Raw genomic sequence first — 14,565 nt, forward strand, 5'->3', positions numbered from 1 at the left:
CACGGCGTCCGCGCCATTGCCCGCTCTCCCCGTTTTTTTCCCCTTCTGCGCACCGCCGGGCAAAAGCCCGCGGCGGATTAGCCTATACTTGCAGCATGACGGTGGCAAAAACCACCCATAAGCCACAACCAACAGGAGAAAGTTATGGCGAATCACAATGTGAAATCCTGGGCGACAGTGCGTGAAACTTCGGTGGAAATCGCCGAAGCCATTTTTGAGCTGGCAGGGAACGACGAAGTGTTGGCGCAGAAAATCTGGGAAGAAGGCAGCGATGAAGCACTGGAGAAGGCCTTTGCCAAAACCACCGCCGACCAGCTTTATTGGGGAGAGGAAACCGTCGAGCGGAAAAACGTTTGAGCGCCCGCGCAACAAAAAGCCCGGGTTTCTGACCCAGGCTTTCCCGATTAGCGAACGCCCCGCTCAGCGGCGTGCAATGTCTCTTGCTCTCACGGCTCTTCACCTCCCACACTTTCCGCATTTTTCATGCTCATCACCGGCATCGCCATAAAAGCGCCGACGCCCACGATTACAACCAGAGTAATAATCACTGTCATTAACATGCGATCACCCCATCAACGTTGAGTTGTTACGGCTGACTCTGTTTTGGCGGTTACTTGCTGTGGCCTTCTTTCCGTCCCCCACCGCGGCGGCGACAGTCTCAGATTAGCCGTTTTTCCTTTCTGCTGACAAGCGGCGGTTCAACGGTTTTTCCGAATAATCCCCCCCGGTCATCGGTGGCGTTTTTGTCCACGGCGGCAAGTTGTGTATACTTCACCGCTATGTAGGTCTCACACTGACGCACTGATGATACAAGAACACCACCTCTCATTGGTCTGCGCCCTCAGCAAATGGGTCGAAACTCACCTCGGACGAGTGATCCATCTCGAAGAGTTGGCCGAGTACTCCGGCTACTCGCTGTGGCACATGCAGAAGCTGTTCAAAGAAGCGACAGGGATTTCGCTCGGCAAATACATTCGCGAACGCCGTCTGGCCGGCGCGGTCTATCAACTGCGCAGCAGTGAAGCGTCGATCTTCGATATCGCCCTGGACTTTGGCTTCGGTTCACAGTCCCACTTCACCTACATGTTCAGAAAGCGTTTTAATATCACGCCCTATGATTTTCGCCAGGATTTGAGCGTCGATCTGCACATCGATCCGCCGCTGCACGTCATTCATCAAAAATCCGCCTGAAGCCCGCCGTAAACCGGCGGGTTAACGCGTCCCCCAGACCGCCAGTATCGCGATCGCGGCCGGCAGAGCCTGCACCCAGAGAATTTTACGGCTGGCGCTCAGGCCGCCGAATACGCCGGCCGCCAGCACACACCCGAGAAAAAACAGCTGCAGCGCCATATCCTCACGCCAGTAGCTCCATGCCAACCCCAACGCCAGAAAGCCGTTGTACAACCCCTGATTGGCGGCCAACACCCGCGTGGCTGCAGCGAACTCCGCCGTCGTGCCAAATGCGCGTCTGCCGAGTGGCGTACGCCACAGGAACATTTCCAACACCAGGATATAAAGATGGAGCGCTGCGATGAGCAGCAACAAAATATCGGCAAAGAGCTTCATGATGATCCCTGTCGTTTATTGAAGATGTCGTCAATTATAAACGCCGCCTCTCACCTCCCCATCGATAGAGATAAAAAAACCCGCCGAAGCGGGTTTATGCAGGAGTCATTTTTTGAGGTTAGTTTAATACGGCGACCAACAATGCCGCGACAGAGACCCAAAACAACGCCGTGGCAACCACGACATGGGACAGTCTTGCACGATAGAGTACCTGGCTCATAATGACCTCACTGACATCTGACTAACGGGAGACAACCTGACTTCCTGAGGATTATCCTAAACTTCTTCTCGTTGTCATTATATGCGCCAGATCACTTTTCCGCCGAGAAACCTTATATTGTCCTAAAGCTGGAGCCGCGATCACATTAATTACGCCTTATTAGAGCGAAATAAGCCGAATAACCGCGGCGATTATATCCTAACGCTATCAAACATCGCTCCAGGGCAGGCGTGGCGCGGTCATGCGCTCACCAGAATAACCGTCAACCGCCGGGAAACGCGGCGCCTCTTGCTCCCAATCATGCTGAGCCTGAGTAATTTCAGCTTTGGTATGGCCAACGAAATTCCACCAGATAAGGATCTCTTCGTTTAGTGGCACTCCACCGATTAATAATCCCCGGCTGCCCTTCCGTGCATTTAACCCAATAGAGTTATTCTTCATGCCCAAATAGGCAAACTCATCAGGTGAAAAAGTTTCACCATTAAGTTCAAATGCACCAATAAGGGGCAAAAAGCCGATTTCATAATCATCGCGCAGCGGCAATTCTATCCTCGCCGCTTCCTGCCACTCCATATCAATGGCAATTAGTGGCGAGAAAGTAAACACCGGTGAACGATAAGCGCCAAATTCCCCGACCAACAAACGGTGATTCACGCCGTTATTCTGCCATTGTGGCAAGTCCGGATAGTGATCGAAACGTGGCGCCATGTCGGCATGTTCGGCCGGCAGCGCGATCCATAATTGTGCGGCATGCAATCGCCGCTGCTCGCCCACCGACTGTTCCGTATGCGCAATGCCACGCCCTGCGGTCATCAGATTAACCTGCCCTGGGCGAATCACTTGCTCACTGCCGAGGCTGTCACGGTGCAGCACTTCACCCTCTATCATCCAGGTGAACGTTTGCAGCCCGATGTGCGGATGCGGCCCCACATCCATGCCGGGCGAGGTGCCGTTGAATACCGTCGGTCCAGCGTGATCGAGAAAACACCAGGCGCCGACGGTGCGCCGCTCCCGAGTTGGCAACGCACGATTGATCGGGATACCTCCCACTTCGGCATTACGCACGGCAATACGTTGTATCTGGCGCACGCCGTCAACGACAGGGCATTCGCGTGAAGATGAAGAGAGCGTAGGACGTGACTGACTCATCGCAAAGACCTCCTGAATGGCGCCGATTCGCCAAGGGTACCCCCAATCTTAACACAGGGTAGCCCCCACAGAGCGGCGACGCTCAGCGCGTTCGCGCGATTCAGGACGCTTTGATATAGCAGCTCTTGATGTCTATATCGTCATGCGCGTGCCTGAGATCGGAGAAATAGGTCACGCCAAAGAGAATTGATACCACCAGCAGCACGGACACCAACAGGCCGATGATCGCCAGCAGTTTGGTTTCATCATGGAGATTAGGCTCCATTTTATCTCCCCTAGTTAATCGCGTCAGGTCACCCACAGCGTGACCGCCAGCGTAAAGATAATCAGTGAGCAGGACGCCACCGCCAACACGACGATCGCAAATTGCGCATCACCCAAGGTTTCTCGATAATTTTTATCCGTTGAGGCGTTACGCTGTTGTTTCACTAAATCGGTTTTCACTCGTTCAACTGCTGCATTGCTGTTTGACGGGGCAAAATATCCCCTCAGAATAAGGCACGCACGTTGGCGCCTTGGTCGTTCCGGCCTCAACCGGGAGATGACGCTATCAATTTTCCCCATCAGGGTCAACACCGCCCCTGCCGGCGAGCGAGCAGGGACACAGGGGAGATGTAACTGGCATGGAGATCGCAGGGAAATAAGAGACGCTTATTGCAGAGGACAAAAAAAAGCCCGGTACGCAACCGGGCTATGGCAGACCGATGCGTTATTGCGGGATACGCAATACCTGCCCCGGATAAATCTTGTCCGGGCTCGACAGCATCGGCTTGTTGGCTTCAAAAATCTTGTTATACAGATTGGCGTTGCCGTACATCTCTTTAGAGATCGCGCTCAGCGTATCGCCCTTCTTCACGGTATAGAAGCGGCTCTCGGCGTCGGGTTGCGTCACCGCCACCTTGTCTTCCACCCCGCTGATACCCGCCACGTTGCCGATAGCCACCAGGATCTTCTCTTTTAACTCCTGGCTGACGGCATCGCCGGTCACTACGGCTTTACCATCGACCACCTGCACATCGACTTTGTCGGTGCCCGGCAAGCCGCTCTTATCGAGATGCTCCTTGAGTTTGGCGCCTTGATCTTCGGCGGAGGCATTGCCGGTGACTGTGTCCCACAGTTTTTCTCCCGCTTCTTTGACGAAGTTAAACAAGCCCATATTCACTCCTTTTGATGGTTGCATTAATGCGTTTAAGTAAGGCTTGTTAAGCTTAGCATCGTCAAAAGGATATGCCATCCGCTCACGGCGCCAGAAACGGGTAGAGTATTCCGAAAGTGTCGTCAGCGGCGTTTCAACGGTGATTAATTGCGCAATGATGCTGAAAAATCGTGCTTTTTTACCTACACTGTTGCAGACAAGGCAACTCGACGAAGGAGGCGTGCAACGATGTACGCATTGGTGATGTTTGTCTGTTATCTGGATGGTGGCTGCAGTGAAATGGTGGTCGACATATTGCGCGACGAGCCACAATGCCTGGTCGCGATGAAGGAACAGAACTTGCGACACGCCGGTTGTTATCCCATGGAAGAGTTCATTGACGGCTTCTGGTTGCCAGCCAGCGAATATTCGGATTTTTAATTCCCTCCCCGCGCGATGCTGAGGAATTTCTGATTTCATCAGAAACTTCGCCTTCCTCCGAGGCATAAGGCCGCTGTTTTGCTAAATTGCGGCTCCCGAAGAAGAGAGAGACAGAGAAAGGTCATGCCAGCATCAGCTCATTCCAACGAGCAATATGAAACTCTGCTGCGCGACGTCAGCCTGGCGTTAGGCGACGCAGTGTTGCAGTTAATCAAAAACCATAAAAAAGTATCCGGCGGCAATATTCTTTCACAGCTGGTGACCGAAATAGAGCGGGAGCAGGATCAGCAACGTTTCGCCGCGCTGCGTTCCGCCATTGAGCTGGTCGGGTTGGCACCCAAAGGCTGAGTTCCCGATAAAACAAAGGCAGGGCTTGCGCCCTGCCTGAGGTTAATGACAAACCTGATGACATTACCAGGTTTACCGAAGACAACCTTTAAAATAAGGAAAATCAATTCATTGATTTTCGACTGCTCACCACAAAGGAGGAAAAACCACGCTTTTTCCTCCTTTGTCAGCAAGCTAAGGCAGGGCTTACGCCCTGCCTGATTACCACTCCCGACACAGGATGAAGGTAATGAAATTGCCGCTTAGAAGCGATACGTCAAGCTGACGGCAACGATATCATCGTTGGCCAGTTTCAGTTTGTTATTGTCGCTCAGCTGGTTGATTTGATAATCAACGTAGGTGTACATATTTTTGTTGAAGTAGTAAGTCGCCCCCACTTCCACATATTTCACCAGGTCGGCATCACCGATCCCTTCGATATCCTTGCCTTTGGACTGCACGTAGCCCAAGGAAGGACGCAGGCCGTTTTCGAATTGATACTGGGCCACCACTTCGAAGTTTTGCGTTTTATTGGCGAAGCCGGAGGTGCCATTGACGCTGATCGGCGTCATGTTACGGGTTTCGGCATACATCGCGGCCAGGTAAACCTGGTTGGCGTCGTATTTCACTGCGGTGGTCCATGCAGTGGCGCTGTCGCCCTTACCATACTGCAGCTCTTTTTGCTTGCTGGTGCGGTTAGAATCAGAGAACGCCGCCGCTACGCCGATGCCGGAACCGCCGATGTCCTGGTAGTCCAGGGACAGGCCGTAACCGTCGCCGTTTTGCTTGGTCACGCTGCGACCGTCGCCGTCGTTTTTACCCTGATACTGCACCGCCAGATTCAGGCCTTCCACCAAACCGAAGAAATCACGGTTACGGTAGGTAGCCAAACCGTTGGAACGGGCGGTCATAAAGTTATCGGTATAGCTGTAGGAGTCGCCGCCGAATTCTGGCAGCATGTCGGTGTAAGCCTCGGCGTCATACACCACACCGTAGTTACGGCCGTAGTCGAAAGAACCGTAGTTGCCGAATTTCAGCCCCGCGAAGCCCAGACGCGTTTTGGTGCCGGCGGTGCCCTGCGCTTCGTCGTGATTGGCCTGGACGTTGTATTCCCACTGACCGTAACCGGTCAACTGGTCATTGATTTGCGTTTCGCCTTTGAAGCCCAGGCGAACATAGGTCATATCGCCGTCATTGGACTTACTGTCGCTGAAATAATGCTTGGCGTTAACGCGGCCGTACAGGTCGAGTTTATTACCATCCTTATTGTAGATTTCAGCCGCGTTGGCGAAGGAGGTGATCGCCCCGAGGGCGACAGCTAAGGCTAATACACTGCGTTTCATCATTTATTTTCCTAGATATTATAATTAGAACCCTGCCCGTCACGCCCAATTTATAGTTTGGGCTGTGATTTTATCTTTTGGTATTTTATGAGCCCCCCTAATGTGGGGTGATGTGACATTAGCATCATGAATCAAAACTTAAAATCAAAAAGTTCATGAAACAACGAGGAGAAAGCATGTTTATTTGTAACTAAATATTTCCAATAAGAAAGCATATAACTTATTGAATATAAGAATTTTTTATCACATAACTTATAACCAAAATGGTGCATCGCACTCTTTTGGTGCATTTTGGTTTCGTTTTGCGTGCTTTCTGCGCGATTCAAAAGTAACAACAAAATTAGCATGGTTATTAAAAACGTTACTTATTTCACATTTTTATCTTAACAATCTCACCAGGCAATTAAGGCTTTCAGATAACGACCTGATACCTCCTTTTATTCACGCGTATAAAAGGAGGCATTAGGAACGAATAAAATTCGCCTTAGGGCAATTAAAATAGCGGGAAATAGCAGAGCAAAATAATGAACGGAATAACGGCGGCGCGCTGACGGCGCCGCCGAGGATAAATCAATAGAGCGTAGAACGGGAAACTTCGCTCAACAGCATGCCAGCGCGCAGGCCCAGCGCCACAGTGGGGTTAGGGAACAGTATCCACGCGCCCTCTTGGCCAACGCGATAGTCCTCCTGCGGCTGCTCGCACAGCAACATCCCCGGTTTCAACTCGGTGAAGTTGGCCGTGTCATCATCCAGGTGCAGCTTGAAATCCTCGCTGTGTTTGATCAACGAATGCATCACACGGAATACCCGGATCGCCTCGCCCTCGCGCTCCGGCAACGGCCCCTCGCTGACCGCCGCCCGCAAAGCGCGATCGATGGCAGCAAACTGCTGTAGATCGTTGCTGCCAAACGGCCGCGCCTTGCCCAGCTCGAGCGTACAGCTCGCCGCATTGAGATGCTCGCTGGAATAGTGGCTAAACGTCCCGCCTGGTGCGCTGTGCACCACCAGCGCATCCAAATCGGCGGCATCCAGCAGCTTCAGCATGGGCTCACTGTACGGGCGTTTCTGGAAAGGCAGAATGCCGAAACGTGGCAACCGCGATTCACGGATGGCGGTGTGCAGATCGTAATGGAAACGCGCCGCCAGTTCCCCATCGAAAAAGGCGGCGAGCGCACGCTCCAACTGCTGCGCACGCACGGTCTCGCCGCTGGCGGCGAAGTTGCGGTAGCGGCCGCCGAACATGCGGTTCATGTCGCTGTGCAGATAACGCTTGCCGGCCCGCATCGCCGCCGGGTTGCCCAGCACCACTAACAGCCGCACCGTCAGCGGCAACCGGCCGATCAGCAGATCGCCAACCAGCTGATTGAGCAGTTCAATCGGCGCGGTTTCGTTGCCGTGCACGCCCGCCGACATGACCATCGCCTGGCGGTAAGGCTGCCGCGGCATGAGCTCCAGCACGCCTTCCCCCTGCCAACGCCAGCGCAGCTGCGGTGTTTCACCTTGCCATTCGACGGGTTCGTTCCCTTCCAGCGTCAGGGGCAGTAGATCGATCATGCCGCCTCCCTTAGCGTTGGAACGGATAAATGGCGCCGAGACCGAGGATCGACGTCAGCGAATCCAGCGCCTCACGCCCTTCGCGCAGCAGCAGCGGATCGGCCAGGTCATCCTGCGTCAGGCGATCGCGGTAATGGCGATCCACCCACTCGTTCAGCGTCGCGAACAGCCGCTCGTTCATCATCACGCGTGGATTCACCGCCCGCAGCTCCTGCTCGTTGAGCGCCACCCGCAACCGCAGGCAGGCCGGGCCGCCGCCGTTGCGCATGCTTTCGCGCAGGTCAAACACGCGAATTTCATCGATCGGGCCGCCGCTGCCGACCATGTCGTTCAGATAACGCCACACGCCGGCATGTTGGCGCGACTCTTCTGGCACCACGATCATCATCTTGCCGTTCGGCTTGGTGAGAATTTGGCTGTTGAACAGATAGGTCGCTACCGCGTCCGCCACCGAGACGCGCTCTGTCGGCACCTCGATTGCCACCAGCTCGCTGTCCAGCGTCGCCATCTTGCGGCGCACGTCATCCAACGCCTGTTGCTGGCGGTAAAACGCCTGCTGGTGGTGGAACAGCACGTTCTGGTTACTGACCGCTATCACGTCGTTATGGAATACGCCCTGATCGATCACCGCCGGGTTTTGCTGTACGAAGACCGTATGCTGCTCGTCCAGTTGGTGCAGGCGAGCGATTGCCTCGCCGGCTTCGCGCGTTTGGCGCGCCGGATAACGCGTCGGCGCCGTTTCGCCACCGAATTCCTGACGACCGTAGACGAACATCTGCACGCTGCGCTTGGCGTAGTCGCCGCCCAGACGGTTATGGTTGGCCGCCCCTTCGTCGCCGAATAACGCCACCTGCGGCAGCGCCTCGTGGTGGGCAAAATGCCGATCGTCGCTGAACATCGCCCGCAATACGGCGGTGGTGGTTTCCGCCTCGATGGCGCGGTGGAATTTATTGTTCAGGTTGGCGGCAGTGAAGTGCACCTTGCCGTCGGCGCTGTCCGCCGAGGGCGACACGGTGGCCGCATTGGCGGTCCACATGCAAGACGCCGAGCTGAGCGCCGACAGCAAACGCGGTGATTGACGCATCACCTGCGCCAGCACCGTCTCATCGCTGCCGCTGAAGCCCAGGCGACGCAGCATCGGCAGATGCGGCCGCTCCTGCGGCGGCAATACCCCTTGCTGGAAACCGAGATCGGCCAGCGCCTTCATTTTCAGCAGACCTTGCTTCGCCGCCAGCTTCGGGTTCGATACGCTGTTTTGATGCTGCGTAGAGGCCTCGTTACCGAACGACAGCCCGGCATAGTGGTGCGTCGGCCCCACCAAACCGTCGAAATTGACTTCATATCCTGACATGGCTATCCCCTGGGGATGGCCTGCGGCAGCGCCATCGCGCCGCCGCAGACGATTAACGGAACGACAAGCCCGGCGAGAGCGTCGCCGGCAGCGACAGGCTTTCGCTTTCCAGCGACGCCATCGGCCAGGCGCAATAGTCCGCCGCATAGAAGGCGCTTGGGCGATGGTTGCCGGAGGCTCCCACGCCACCGAACGGCGCCGCGCTGGACGCTCCGGTCAGCGGCTTGTTCCAGTTGACGATGCCGGCACGCGCTTCCAGTAGCAACCGCTCGAACAGCTCACGCTGCGGCGATACCAGCCCCACCGACAGGCCGTAGCGCGTCCGGTTGGCCAGCTGCAGCGCCTCGTCGAAATCGCGGTAACGCACAATCGTGGTCAACGGCCCGAAGTACTCTTCGTCCGGTACGCCGGCCACGCCGGTCAGCTCGATGATGCCCGGGCTGAGCAGCGAACTGCCCGGCTCCAGCAGGCGCATGGTCAGCAGCGATTTGCCGCCCAGCGCCAGCAAGTTTTGCTGCGCTTTCAGCATGTTCTCCGCCGCGGCTGCCGACACCACCCCGCCCATGAACGGCTGCGGTTCGGCATCCCAACGGCCAACGCGCAGTTCGCCCGCGACCTGAACCAAACGCGCGATAAAGGCGTCGCCTTCCGCCCCCTGCTTCACCAAAATGCGGCGTGAACAGGTGCAGCGTTGGCCGGCGGAGATAAACGCCGATTGGATAGCCAGGTTGACCGCCGCGTCGCGATCCTCGAAGCCATCGACGATCAGCGCGTTGTTACCGCCCATCTCCAGCGCCAGGATCTTCTCCGGCTGCCCCGCCAATTGGCGATGCAGGTGATAGCCGGTGCCGGCGCTGCCGGTGAACAGCAGGCCGTCGATATCCGCACTGGCCGCCAGCGCTTCGCCGGTTTCCCGGCCGCCTTGCACCAGATTGATCACCCCGTCCGGCAGGCCGGCCTGCTGCCACAGCTTCAGGGTTTCCTCGGCGGTCAGCGGCGTCAGCTCGCTCGGTTTGAACACCACGCAGTTTCCGGCCAGCAGCGCCGGCACGATATGGCCGTTCGGCAGATGGCCGGGGAAGTTGTAAGGCCCGAACACCGCCAGCACGCCGTGCGGGCGATGGCGCAGCACCGAAGCGCCGTCGGCCATCGCCGTCTGGCTAAAACCGGTGCGCGCCTGATAGGCCTGCAGTGAAATGCCCACCTTGCCGATCATCGCCTGAATTTCGGTCAGGGTTTCCCAGCGCGGTTTGCCGGTCTCACGGCTGATGGTTTCCGCCAGCGACTGTTTATGTTCTTCCAGCAAAGCGGCGAAGCGTTTCACCAGCTGTTCACGCTGCTCGAACGGCGTACGCGCCCAGCCGGGGAATGCGGCGCGCGCGGCTTCGCAGGCGGCGGCGACGTCATCAGCGTCGGCGGCGTTGGCGCGCCACAGCGGCTGATTGCCGACCGGATCGGCCTTGCCGAACTCCGCGCCGCGGCCCTGCCGCCAGACGCCGTTAATCAACAGTGCAGGATGGGACATCATGCTTTCTCCTGTGCAATAAGGGGGAGCACCCGCACCGGGCTGCCCTGTTCGACGCCCAGCGCCGCAGCGGTGGCGGCGTTGATATGCAGGCGGTCGTCATACAGATCGGCATTGACCAACAGTGCGCGGTAATTCTGATAGTTGTCGTTGGCGACCAGATGAACCGGCGCATCGGCGCGCATCGGCGTGTCATCCAGCACCACTTTGACCAGGCGGCTCTGCTTCACCGCACGGATGTGGTCGATTTCGGCTTCCAGCGTCGGGCCACCGTCGAAGATATCGACGTAGCCCTGATAGCTCAGGCCTTCCGCCTCCAGCAGGCGGCGCGCCGGCAGGGTTTGCGGGTGCACTTCACCGATCACCTTCTGCGCGTCTTCGGCCAGGAAATCGACATACAACGGATGTTTCGGCATCAGTTCAGCGATAAACGCCTTTTGTCCGGTGCCGCTCAGGTAGTCCGCCTTGGCGAACTCGATGGAGAAGAAACGGTGGCCGACGCTCTCCCAGAACGGCGAACGGCCGTTTTCATCTGAGAAGCCGCGCATCTCGGCGATCAGACGGCGGGAGAAACGCTCGCGGAATGCGGCAATAAACAGGAAACGCACCTTCGACAGCAGTTTGCCGTTCTCACCGTGGCGATAGTCCGGATCGAGGAACAGCGTGCACAGCTCCGAATGGCCGGTATGATCGTTGCTGAGGAACAGGGTCGGTACCGATTTATAGACGTTCAGCTGTTTGGAGGCATGTACCTGCGTGCCGACGCGGAAACTGTACCAGGGTTCTGCCAGGCCGACAGCCACTTCGATCGCGCAGACCCCCACCGCCTGCCGGCGCTCGCTATCCTCCAACACGAACAGATAACACTGGTCACTTTGCGGAAGTTCGCCTTGCCAGGTTTTTAACGCCCGCTCAATGCGTGCCGACAGGGTATCTTCATTTTGCGGCAGTGAAGTGAGACCGATGCCAGATTTACCGGCAAGCGTCAACAAATCCGCCAGATCGCGACGCTCTATAGGGCGAATAATCATCATAATGCGAACCTCTTCTGAATCAGGCTGCGCCGGTGAAGGCGCAGCCCGCTGATTAGCTGCAAATGCGCGCCACGGCACGCGCGAATCGCGCCAGCCCCTCTTTCACATCCTGCTCAGGGATGATCAGCGACGGCGTGAAACGCACCACGTCCGGACCGGCGATCAGCGCGATGACGCCTTCTTCGTTGGCCAGTTGGGTGATCTGCTTCGCTTTGCCGGCATAGTCCTTCGTCAATTGGCAGCCGATCAGCAAACCGCCGCCGCGAATGTCGGCGAAGATCGGGTACTGGCGATTGATGTCGTTCAACCCGTCGATGAACCACTGGTGACGCTGCTTGACGCCTTCCAGCACTTCCGGCGTGTTGATGATGGAGAACACTTCCCCCGCCACCGCCGTCGCCAGCGGGTTGCCGCCGTAGGTGGTGCCGTGGGTGCCGACACCCAGCGTTTTCGCCAGCGCATCGGTGGTCAGCATGGCGCCGATCGGGAAGCCGCCGCCCAGCGCTTTCGCGGTGGTCAACACGTCCGGCACCACGCCGTACTGCATATAGGCATACAGGTGGCCGGTGCGGCCGACGCCGGTCTGTACTTCGTCGAAGATCAGCAGCGCGTTATGACGATCGCACAGTTCACGCAGCCCCTGCAGGAAACTGGCTTCCGCCGGCAGCACGCCGCCTTCGCCCTGGATCGGCTCGACGATCACCGCGCAGGTGCGATCGTTGATAAGCTCGGCCGCTGCGGCCAGATCGTTATACGGCGTATGAGTGATGCCGCCCGGCAGCGGCGCAAAGTCCTGCGAATATTTTGGCTGGCCGCCGGCGGACACGGTAAACAGCGTGCGACCGTGGAACGCGTTGTTGAACGCCACAATCTGATCTTTACCAGCGCCGTGCTGATCGTGCGCATGTTTGCGTGCCAGTTTCAGCGCCGCTTCGTTAGCTTCGGCGCCCGAGTTACAGAAGAACACCTTGTCGGCGAAGGTGGCGTCGATCAGTTTTTTGGCCAGGCGCAGCACCGGTTCGTTGGTATAGCCATTGCCCAGATGCCACAGCTTGCCTGCCTGCTCCACCAGCGCCGCCTTGACCGCCGGGTGCGCATGCCCCAACGCGTTAACCGCGATGCCGCCGGCGAAATCGATATAAGACTTACCCTGCTGATCCCACACCTGCGATCCTTCGCCCCGCACCAGAATAAAATCGGCAGGGGCATAAACCGGGACCATCCAGTCATCGAAAGACTGGCGGGTAACTGCGATTGGCTGTTCCATAGTGACCTCATAATCTCAGCAAAGGCTGAATTTTGACTGTAAGGGTCGCTCAAGCCCGGTTAGGCCGCCACAATGCAAAAAAACCGTTGTTCAAAACCGACTTTCGCGGCGGAGAAAATACTGTCCCTTACCGCTGATTTAGAAACAAATCTGTTACATAAAATCGATTTTTCACTATTTATGGCGTATATCCGGTCCCTGAGCGGGGAGTAAATGTTAACGAGCAGTTAAAATACATGTCGTTTGATAAAGAGTGTAGAGCAGCTATCGTGCCAAAACGGGATTTTTGCCGGATTTTGCTATTTTTTACGTTAAAACAACGGCTTATATTGAATATTTATTCATTTTCTATGCATTGGTAATGCATAAATTAAAAAATAAGGCCTAAAATCATCATTGCGCGCGAAATACTATTCAATTACGAAAAACTTTAGAATTTCTGATCGGGCTCGCAAAAATAATTTCACCCAATTTGCTCGCCCTCACACTTTTTGCCCCAATTGGGTGCAGCGGTGCGTCAGGATTGTGCAAGACGGCAGTGACGCGGAGATCCCACCTGCAACATCCCCAAAACACGGGCCGCGCTGACCGCCGTCAGCCTCCGCTCCCGCTTTGTTTGCCAGCGGCTACACTGTGATCCTGACCGCCCCTTCTCTTCTGCGCCCAAGGAGTCACCATGCCCAAGAAAACCGTCGATCTCAGCCAGCCACACGCCCAGCACGACATCCGCGCATTTCTCGACGCGCTGAATGCCGCCGGCGGTAAACCCATGGAACAGATGAAGCCTAAAGAGGCACGCAGGGTCTTGGAGGACGCGCAACGCAGCGTCGAGGTGCCGCTGCGCGAGGTCGAGATCAGCGAAAAAACGATTCACGTAGAAGGTCAGGATATTCTGCTGCAGCTGGTGCGGCCGGCCAGGGTCAACGAGGCGCCGCCGGTATTCATGTTCTTTCACGGCGGCGGCTGGGTGCTGGGCGATTTCCCCACCCACGAGCGCCTGGTGCGCGATCTGGTTTACAGCTCCGGCGCGGCGGCGGTGTTCGTCAACTATCCCCGCTCACCGGAGGTGCGCTACCCCGAGGCGATCAACCTGGCTTACGCCGCCACGGAATGGGTGGCCGAGTACGGCGAGAAGATCAACGTCGACGGTTCACGGCTGGCGGTGGTCGGCAACAGCGCCGGCGGCAATATGGCGGCGGTGGTCAGCCTGATGGCCAAAGAGAAAGGCATACCGGCACTGCGTTGCCAGATCCTGCTGTGGCCCGTCACCCGTGCCCAGTTTGATACCGACTCCTATCATCAGTTCGCCGAAGGCCATTTCCTGACCCGCAACATGATGAAGTGGTTTTGGGACAGCTACGCGCCCGATAAGGCGCAGCGCAAAGATATCTACGCTTCGCCGCTCAACGCCACGCCGGAACAGCTGCGGGGCTTGCCACCGACGCTAGTGCAGACCGCCGAGCTGGATGTGCTGCGCGATGAAGGCGAAGCTTACGCGCGTCTGCTCGATGCCGCCGGCGTCGAGGTCACCGCCACCCGCTACAACGGGCTGATCCACGACTACGGCCTGTTGAATCCGCTCGCCCACGTCCCTGCGGTGCATTCGGCGATCCACCAGGCCGGGCGCGCGTTGAAGCACTACCTGTCCTGACG

Annotated in this window: 16 protein-coding genes; 5 read left to right on the top strand and 11 right to left on the bottom strand. The window is 57.0% G+C overall.

Going from position 1 to position 14,565, the window contains the following annotated elements:
- Nucleotides 1–144: 144 nt before the first annotated feature.
- Together ACJ8J4_RS05375 and ACJ8J4_RS05380 are read left to right on the top strand one after the other, a co-directional pair.
- Nucleotides 145–357, top strand: coding sequence for a YccJ family protein (locus tag ACJ8J4_RS05375; protein WP_004927694.1), 213 nt, complete (start codon nucleotides 145–147; stop codon nucleotides 355–357).
- A gap of 447 nt (nucleotides 358–804) precedes the next feature.
- A complete protein-coding gene (locus tag ACJ8J4_RS05380; protein ID WP_004927697.1) occupies nucleotides 805–1,191 on the top strand; it encodes a helix-turn-helix domain-containing protein in 387 nt (128 codons plus the stop codon).
- A gap of 21 nt (nucleotides 1,192–1,212) precedes the next feature.
- Here the strand turns inward: ACJ8J4_RS05380 and ACJ8J4_RS05385 are convergent, their stop codons facing one another.
- From ACJ8J4_RS05385 to lysM, 5 genes are all read right to left on the bottom strand, one after another.
- Nucleotides 1,213–1,566: a DUF1304 domain-containing protein gene (locus ACJ8J4_RS05385; protein ID WP_025303172.1), complete on the bottom strand. Its 354-nt coding sequence runs from the start codon at nucleotides 1,564–1,566 to the stop codon at nucleotides 1,213–1,215.
- Nucleotides 1,567–1,993: 427 nt separating this feature from the next.
- Nucleotides 1,994–2,935, bottom strand: a complete 942-nt coding sequence (locus tag ACJ8J4_RS05390; protein ID WP_025303173.1) for a pirin family protein — start codon at nucleotides 2,933–2,935, stop codon at nucleotides 1,994–1,996.
- A 100-nt stretch (nucleotides 2,936–3,035) separates the two neighbouring features.
- A complete protein-coding gene (locus ACJ8J4_RS05395; RefSeq protein ID WP_162837923.1) occupies nucleotides 3,036–3,200 on the bottom strand; it encodes a hypothetical protein in 165 nt (54 codons plus the stop codon).
- A gap of 23 nt (nucleotides 3,201–3,223) precedes the next feature.
- The gene (locus ACJ8J4_RS05400; RefSeq protein WP_016927390.1) at nucleotides 3,224–3,379 is read right to left on the bottom strand and encodes a hypothetical protein; all 156 of its coding nucleotides are present in this window, start codon (nucleotides 3,377–3,379) and stop codon (nucleotides 3,224–3,226) included.
- 265 nt (nucleotides 3,380–3,644) lie between these two features.
- Nucleotides 3,645–4,091 carry a peptidoglycan-binding protein LysM gene (gene lysM / locus ACJ8J4_RS05405; RefSeq protein WP_025303174.1) on the bottom strand — a complete coding sequence of 149 codons (447 nt, stop codon included), beginning with the start codon at nucleotides 4,089–4,091 and terminating at the stop codon, nucleotides 3,645–3,647.
- A gap of 228 nt (nucleotides 4,092–4,319) precedes the next feature.
- Between lysM and ACJ8J4_RS05410 the strand changes: the two genes are divergently transcribed.
- Together ACJ8J4_RS05410 and ACJ8J4_RS05415 are read left to right on the top strand one after the other, a co-directional pair.
- A complete protein-coding gene (locus tag ACJ8J4_RS05410; protein WP_004934567.1) occupies nucleotides 4,320–4,511 on the top strand; it encodes a YebW family protein in 192 nt (63 codons plus the stop codon).
- Nucleotides 4,512–4,634: 123 nt separating this feature from the next.
- Complete coding sequence (locus ACJ8J4_RS05415) at nucleotides 4,635–4,859, top strand: biofilm development regulator YmgB/AriR family protein (protein ID WP_016927388.1); 225 nt, start codon at nucleotides 4,635–4,637, stop codon at nucleotides 4,857–4,859.
- Nucleotides 4,860–5,101: 242 nt separating this feature from the next.
- On the opposite strand, the gene ACJ8J4_RS05420 is transcribed toward ACJ8J4_RS05415, so the two are convergent.
- The 6 genes from ACJ8J4_RS05420 to ACJ8J4_RS05445 form a co-directional block, all read right to left on the bottom strand.
- Nucleotides 5,102–6,184, bottom strand: coding sequence for a porin (locus ACJ8J4_RS05420; protein ID WP_025303175.1), 1,083 nt, complete (start codon nucleotides 6,182–6,184; stop codon nucleotides 5,102–5,104).
- 567 nt (nucleotides 6,185–6,751) lie between these two features.
- The gene (gene astE / locus ACJ8J4_RS05425) at nucleotides 6,752–7,735 is read right to left on the bottom strand and encodes a succinylglutamate desuccinylase (RefSeq protein WP_043143868.1); all 984 of its coding nucleotides are present in this window, start codon (nucleotides 7,733–7,735) and stop codon (nucleotides 6,752–6,754) included.
- A gap of 10 nt (nucleotides 7,736–7,745) precedes the next feature.
- On the bottom strand, nucleotides 7,746–9,086 hold the full coding sequence (astB, locus tag ACJ8J4_RS05430) for an N-succinylarginine dihydrolase (RefSeq protein ID WP_043143870.1): 1,341 nt from the start codon (nucleotides 9,084–9,086) through the stop codon (nucleotides 7,746–7,748).
- A 52-nt stretch (nucleotides 9,087–9,138) separates the two neighbouring features.
- On the bottom strand, nucleotides 9,139–10,611 hold the full coding sequence (gene astD / locus ACJ8J4_RS05435) for a succinylglutamate-semialdehyde dehydrogenase (protein WP_197819270.1): 1,473 nt from the start codon (nucleotides 10,609–10,611) through the stop codon (nucleotides 9,139–9,141).
- Nucleotides 10,611–11,645 (bottom strand): arginine N-succinyltransferase, encoded by a 1,035-nt coding sequence (gene astA, locus ACJ8J4_RS05440; protein ID WP_004934585.1) that lies wholly within the window; start codon nucleotides 11,643–11,645, stop codon nucleotides 10,611–10,613. Before astA ends, astD begins: the two co-directional genes overlap by 1 nt.
- Before the next feature lie 52 nt (nucleotides 11,646–11,697).
- Nucleotides 11,698–12,912 (bottom strand): aspartate aminotransferase family protein, encoded by a 1,215-nt coding sequence (locus ACJ8J4_RS05445; RefSeq protein WP_025303180.1) that lies wholly within the window; start codon nucleotides 12,910–12,912, stop codon nucleotides 11,698–11,700.
- Nucleotides 12,913–13,588: 676 nt separating this feature from the next.
- Here ACJ8J4_RS05445 and ACJ8J4_RS05450 point away from each other — a divergent pair.
- Nucleotides 13,589–14,563, top strand: a complete 975-nt coding sequence (locus tag ACJ8J4_RS05450; protein ID WP_197836163.1) for an alpha/beta hydrolase — start codon at nucleotides 13,589–13,591, stop codon at nucleotides 14,561–14,563.
- Nucleotides 14,564–14,565: the final 2 nt, after the last annotated feature.

It is taken from the genome of Serratia sp. CY47280, assembly GCF_052168655.1.
In the GTDB taxonomy this organism is placed as follows: domain Bacteria; phylum Pseudomonadota; class Gammaproteobacteria; order Enterobacterales; family Enterobacteriaceae; genus Serratia; species Serratia bockelmannii.

Coding starts and splice junctions, on each gene's coding strand:
- ACJ8J4_RS05445 (WP_025303180.1), bottom strand. CDS start 12,912: ATGGAACAGCCAATCGCAGTTACCCGCCAGTCTTTCGATGACTGGATG.
- ACJ8J4_RS05380 (WP_004927697.1), top strand. CDS start 805: ATGATACAAGAACACCACCTCTCATTGGTCTGCGCCCTCAGCAAATGG.
- ACJ8J4_RS05410 (WP_004934567.1), top strand. CDS start 4,320: ATGTACGCATTGGTGATGTTTGTCTGTTATCTGGATGGTGGCTGCAGT.
- astA (WP_004934585.1), bottom strand. CDS start 11,645: ATGATGATTATTCGCCCTATAGAGCGTCGCGATCTGGCGGATTTGTTG.
- ACJ8J4_RS05415 (WP_016927388.1), top strand. CDS start 4,635: ATGCCAGCATCAGCTCATTCCAACGAGCAATATGAAACTCTGCTGCGC.
- ACJ8J4_RS05450 (WP_197836163.1), top strand. CDS start 13,589: ATGCCCAAGAAAACCGTCGATCTCAGCCAGCCACACGCCCAGCACGAC.
- ACJ8J4_RS05420 (WP_025303175.1), bottom strand. CDS start 6,184: ATGATGAAACGCAGTGTATTAGCCTTAGCTGTCGCCCTCGGGGCGATC.
- astD (WP_197819270.1), bottom strand. CDS start 10,611: ATGTCCCATCCTGCACTGTTGATTAACGGCGTCTGGCGGCAGGGCCGC.
- lysM (WP_025303174.1), bottom strand. CDS start 4,091: ATGGGCTTGTTTAACTTCGTCAAAGAAGCGGGAGAAAAACTGTGGGAC.
- astE (WP_043143868.1), bottom strand. CDS start 7,735: ATGATCGATCTACTGCCCCTGACGCTGGAAGGGAACGAACCCGTCGAA.
- astB (WP_043143870.1), bottom strand. CDS start 9,086: ATGTCAGGATATGAAGTCAATTTCGACGGTTTGGTGGGGCCGACGCAC.
- ACJ8J4_RS05395 (WP_162837923.1), bottom strand. CDS start 3,200: ATGGAGCCTAATCTCCATGATGAAACCAAACTGCTGGCGATCATCGGC.
- ACJ8J4_RS05385 (WP_025303172.1), bottom strand. CDS start 1,566: ATGAAGCTCTTTGCCGATATTTTGTTGCTGCTCATCGCAGCGCTCCAT.
- ACJ8J4_RS05390 (WP_025303173.1), bottom strand. CDS start 2,935: ATGAGTCAGTCACGTCCTACGCTCTCTTCATCTTCACGCGAATGCCCT.
- ACJ8J4_RS05375 (WP_004927694.1), top strand. CDS start 145: ATGGCGAATCACAATGTGAAATCCTGGGCGACAGTGCGTGAAACTTCG.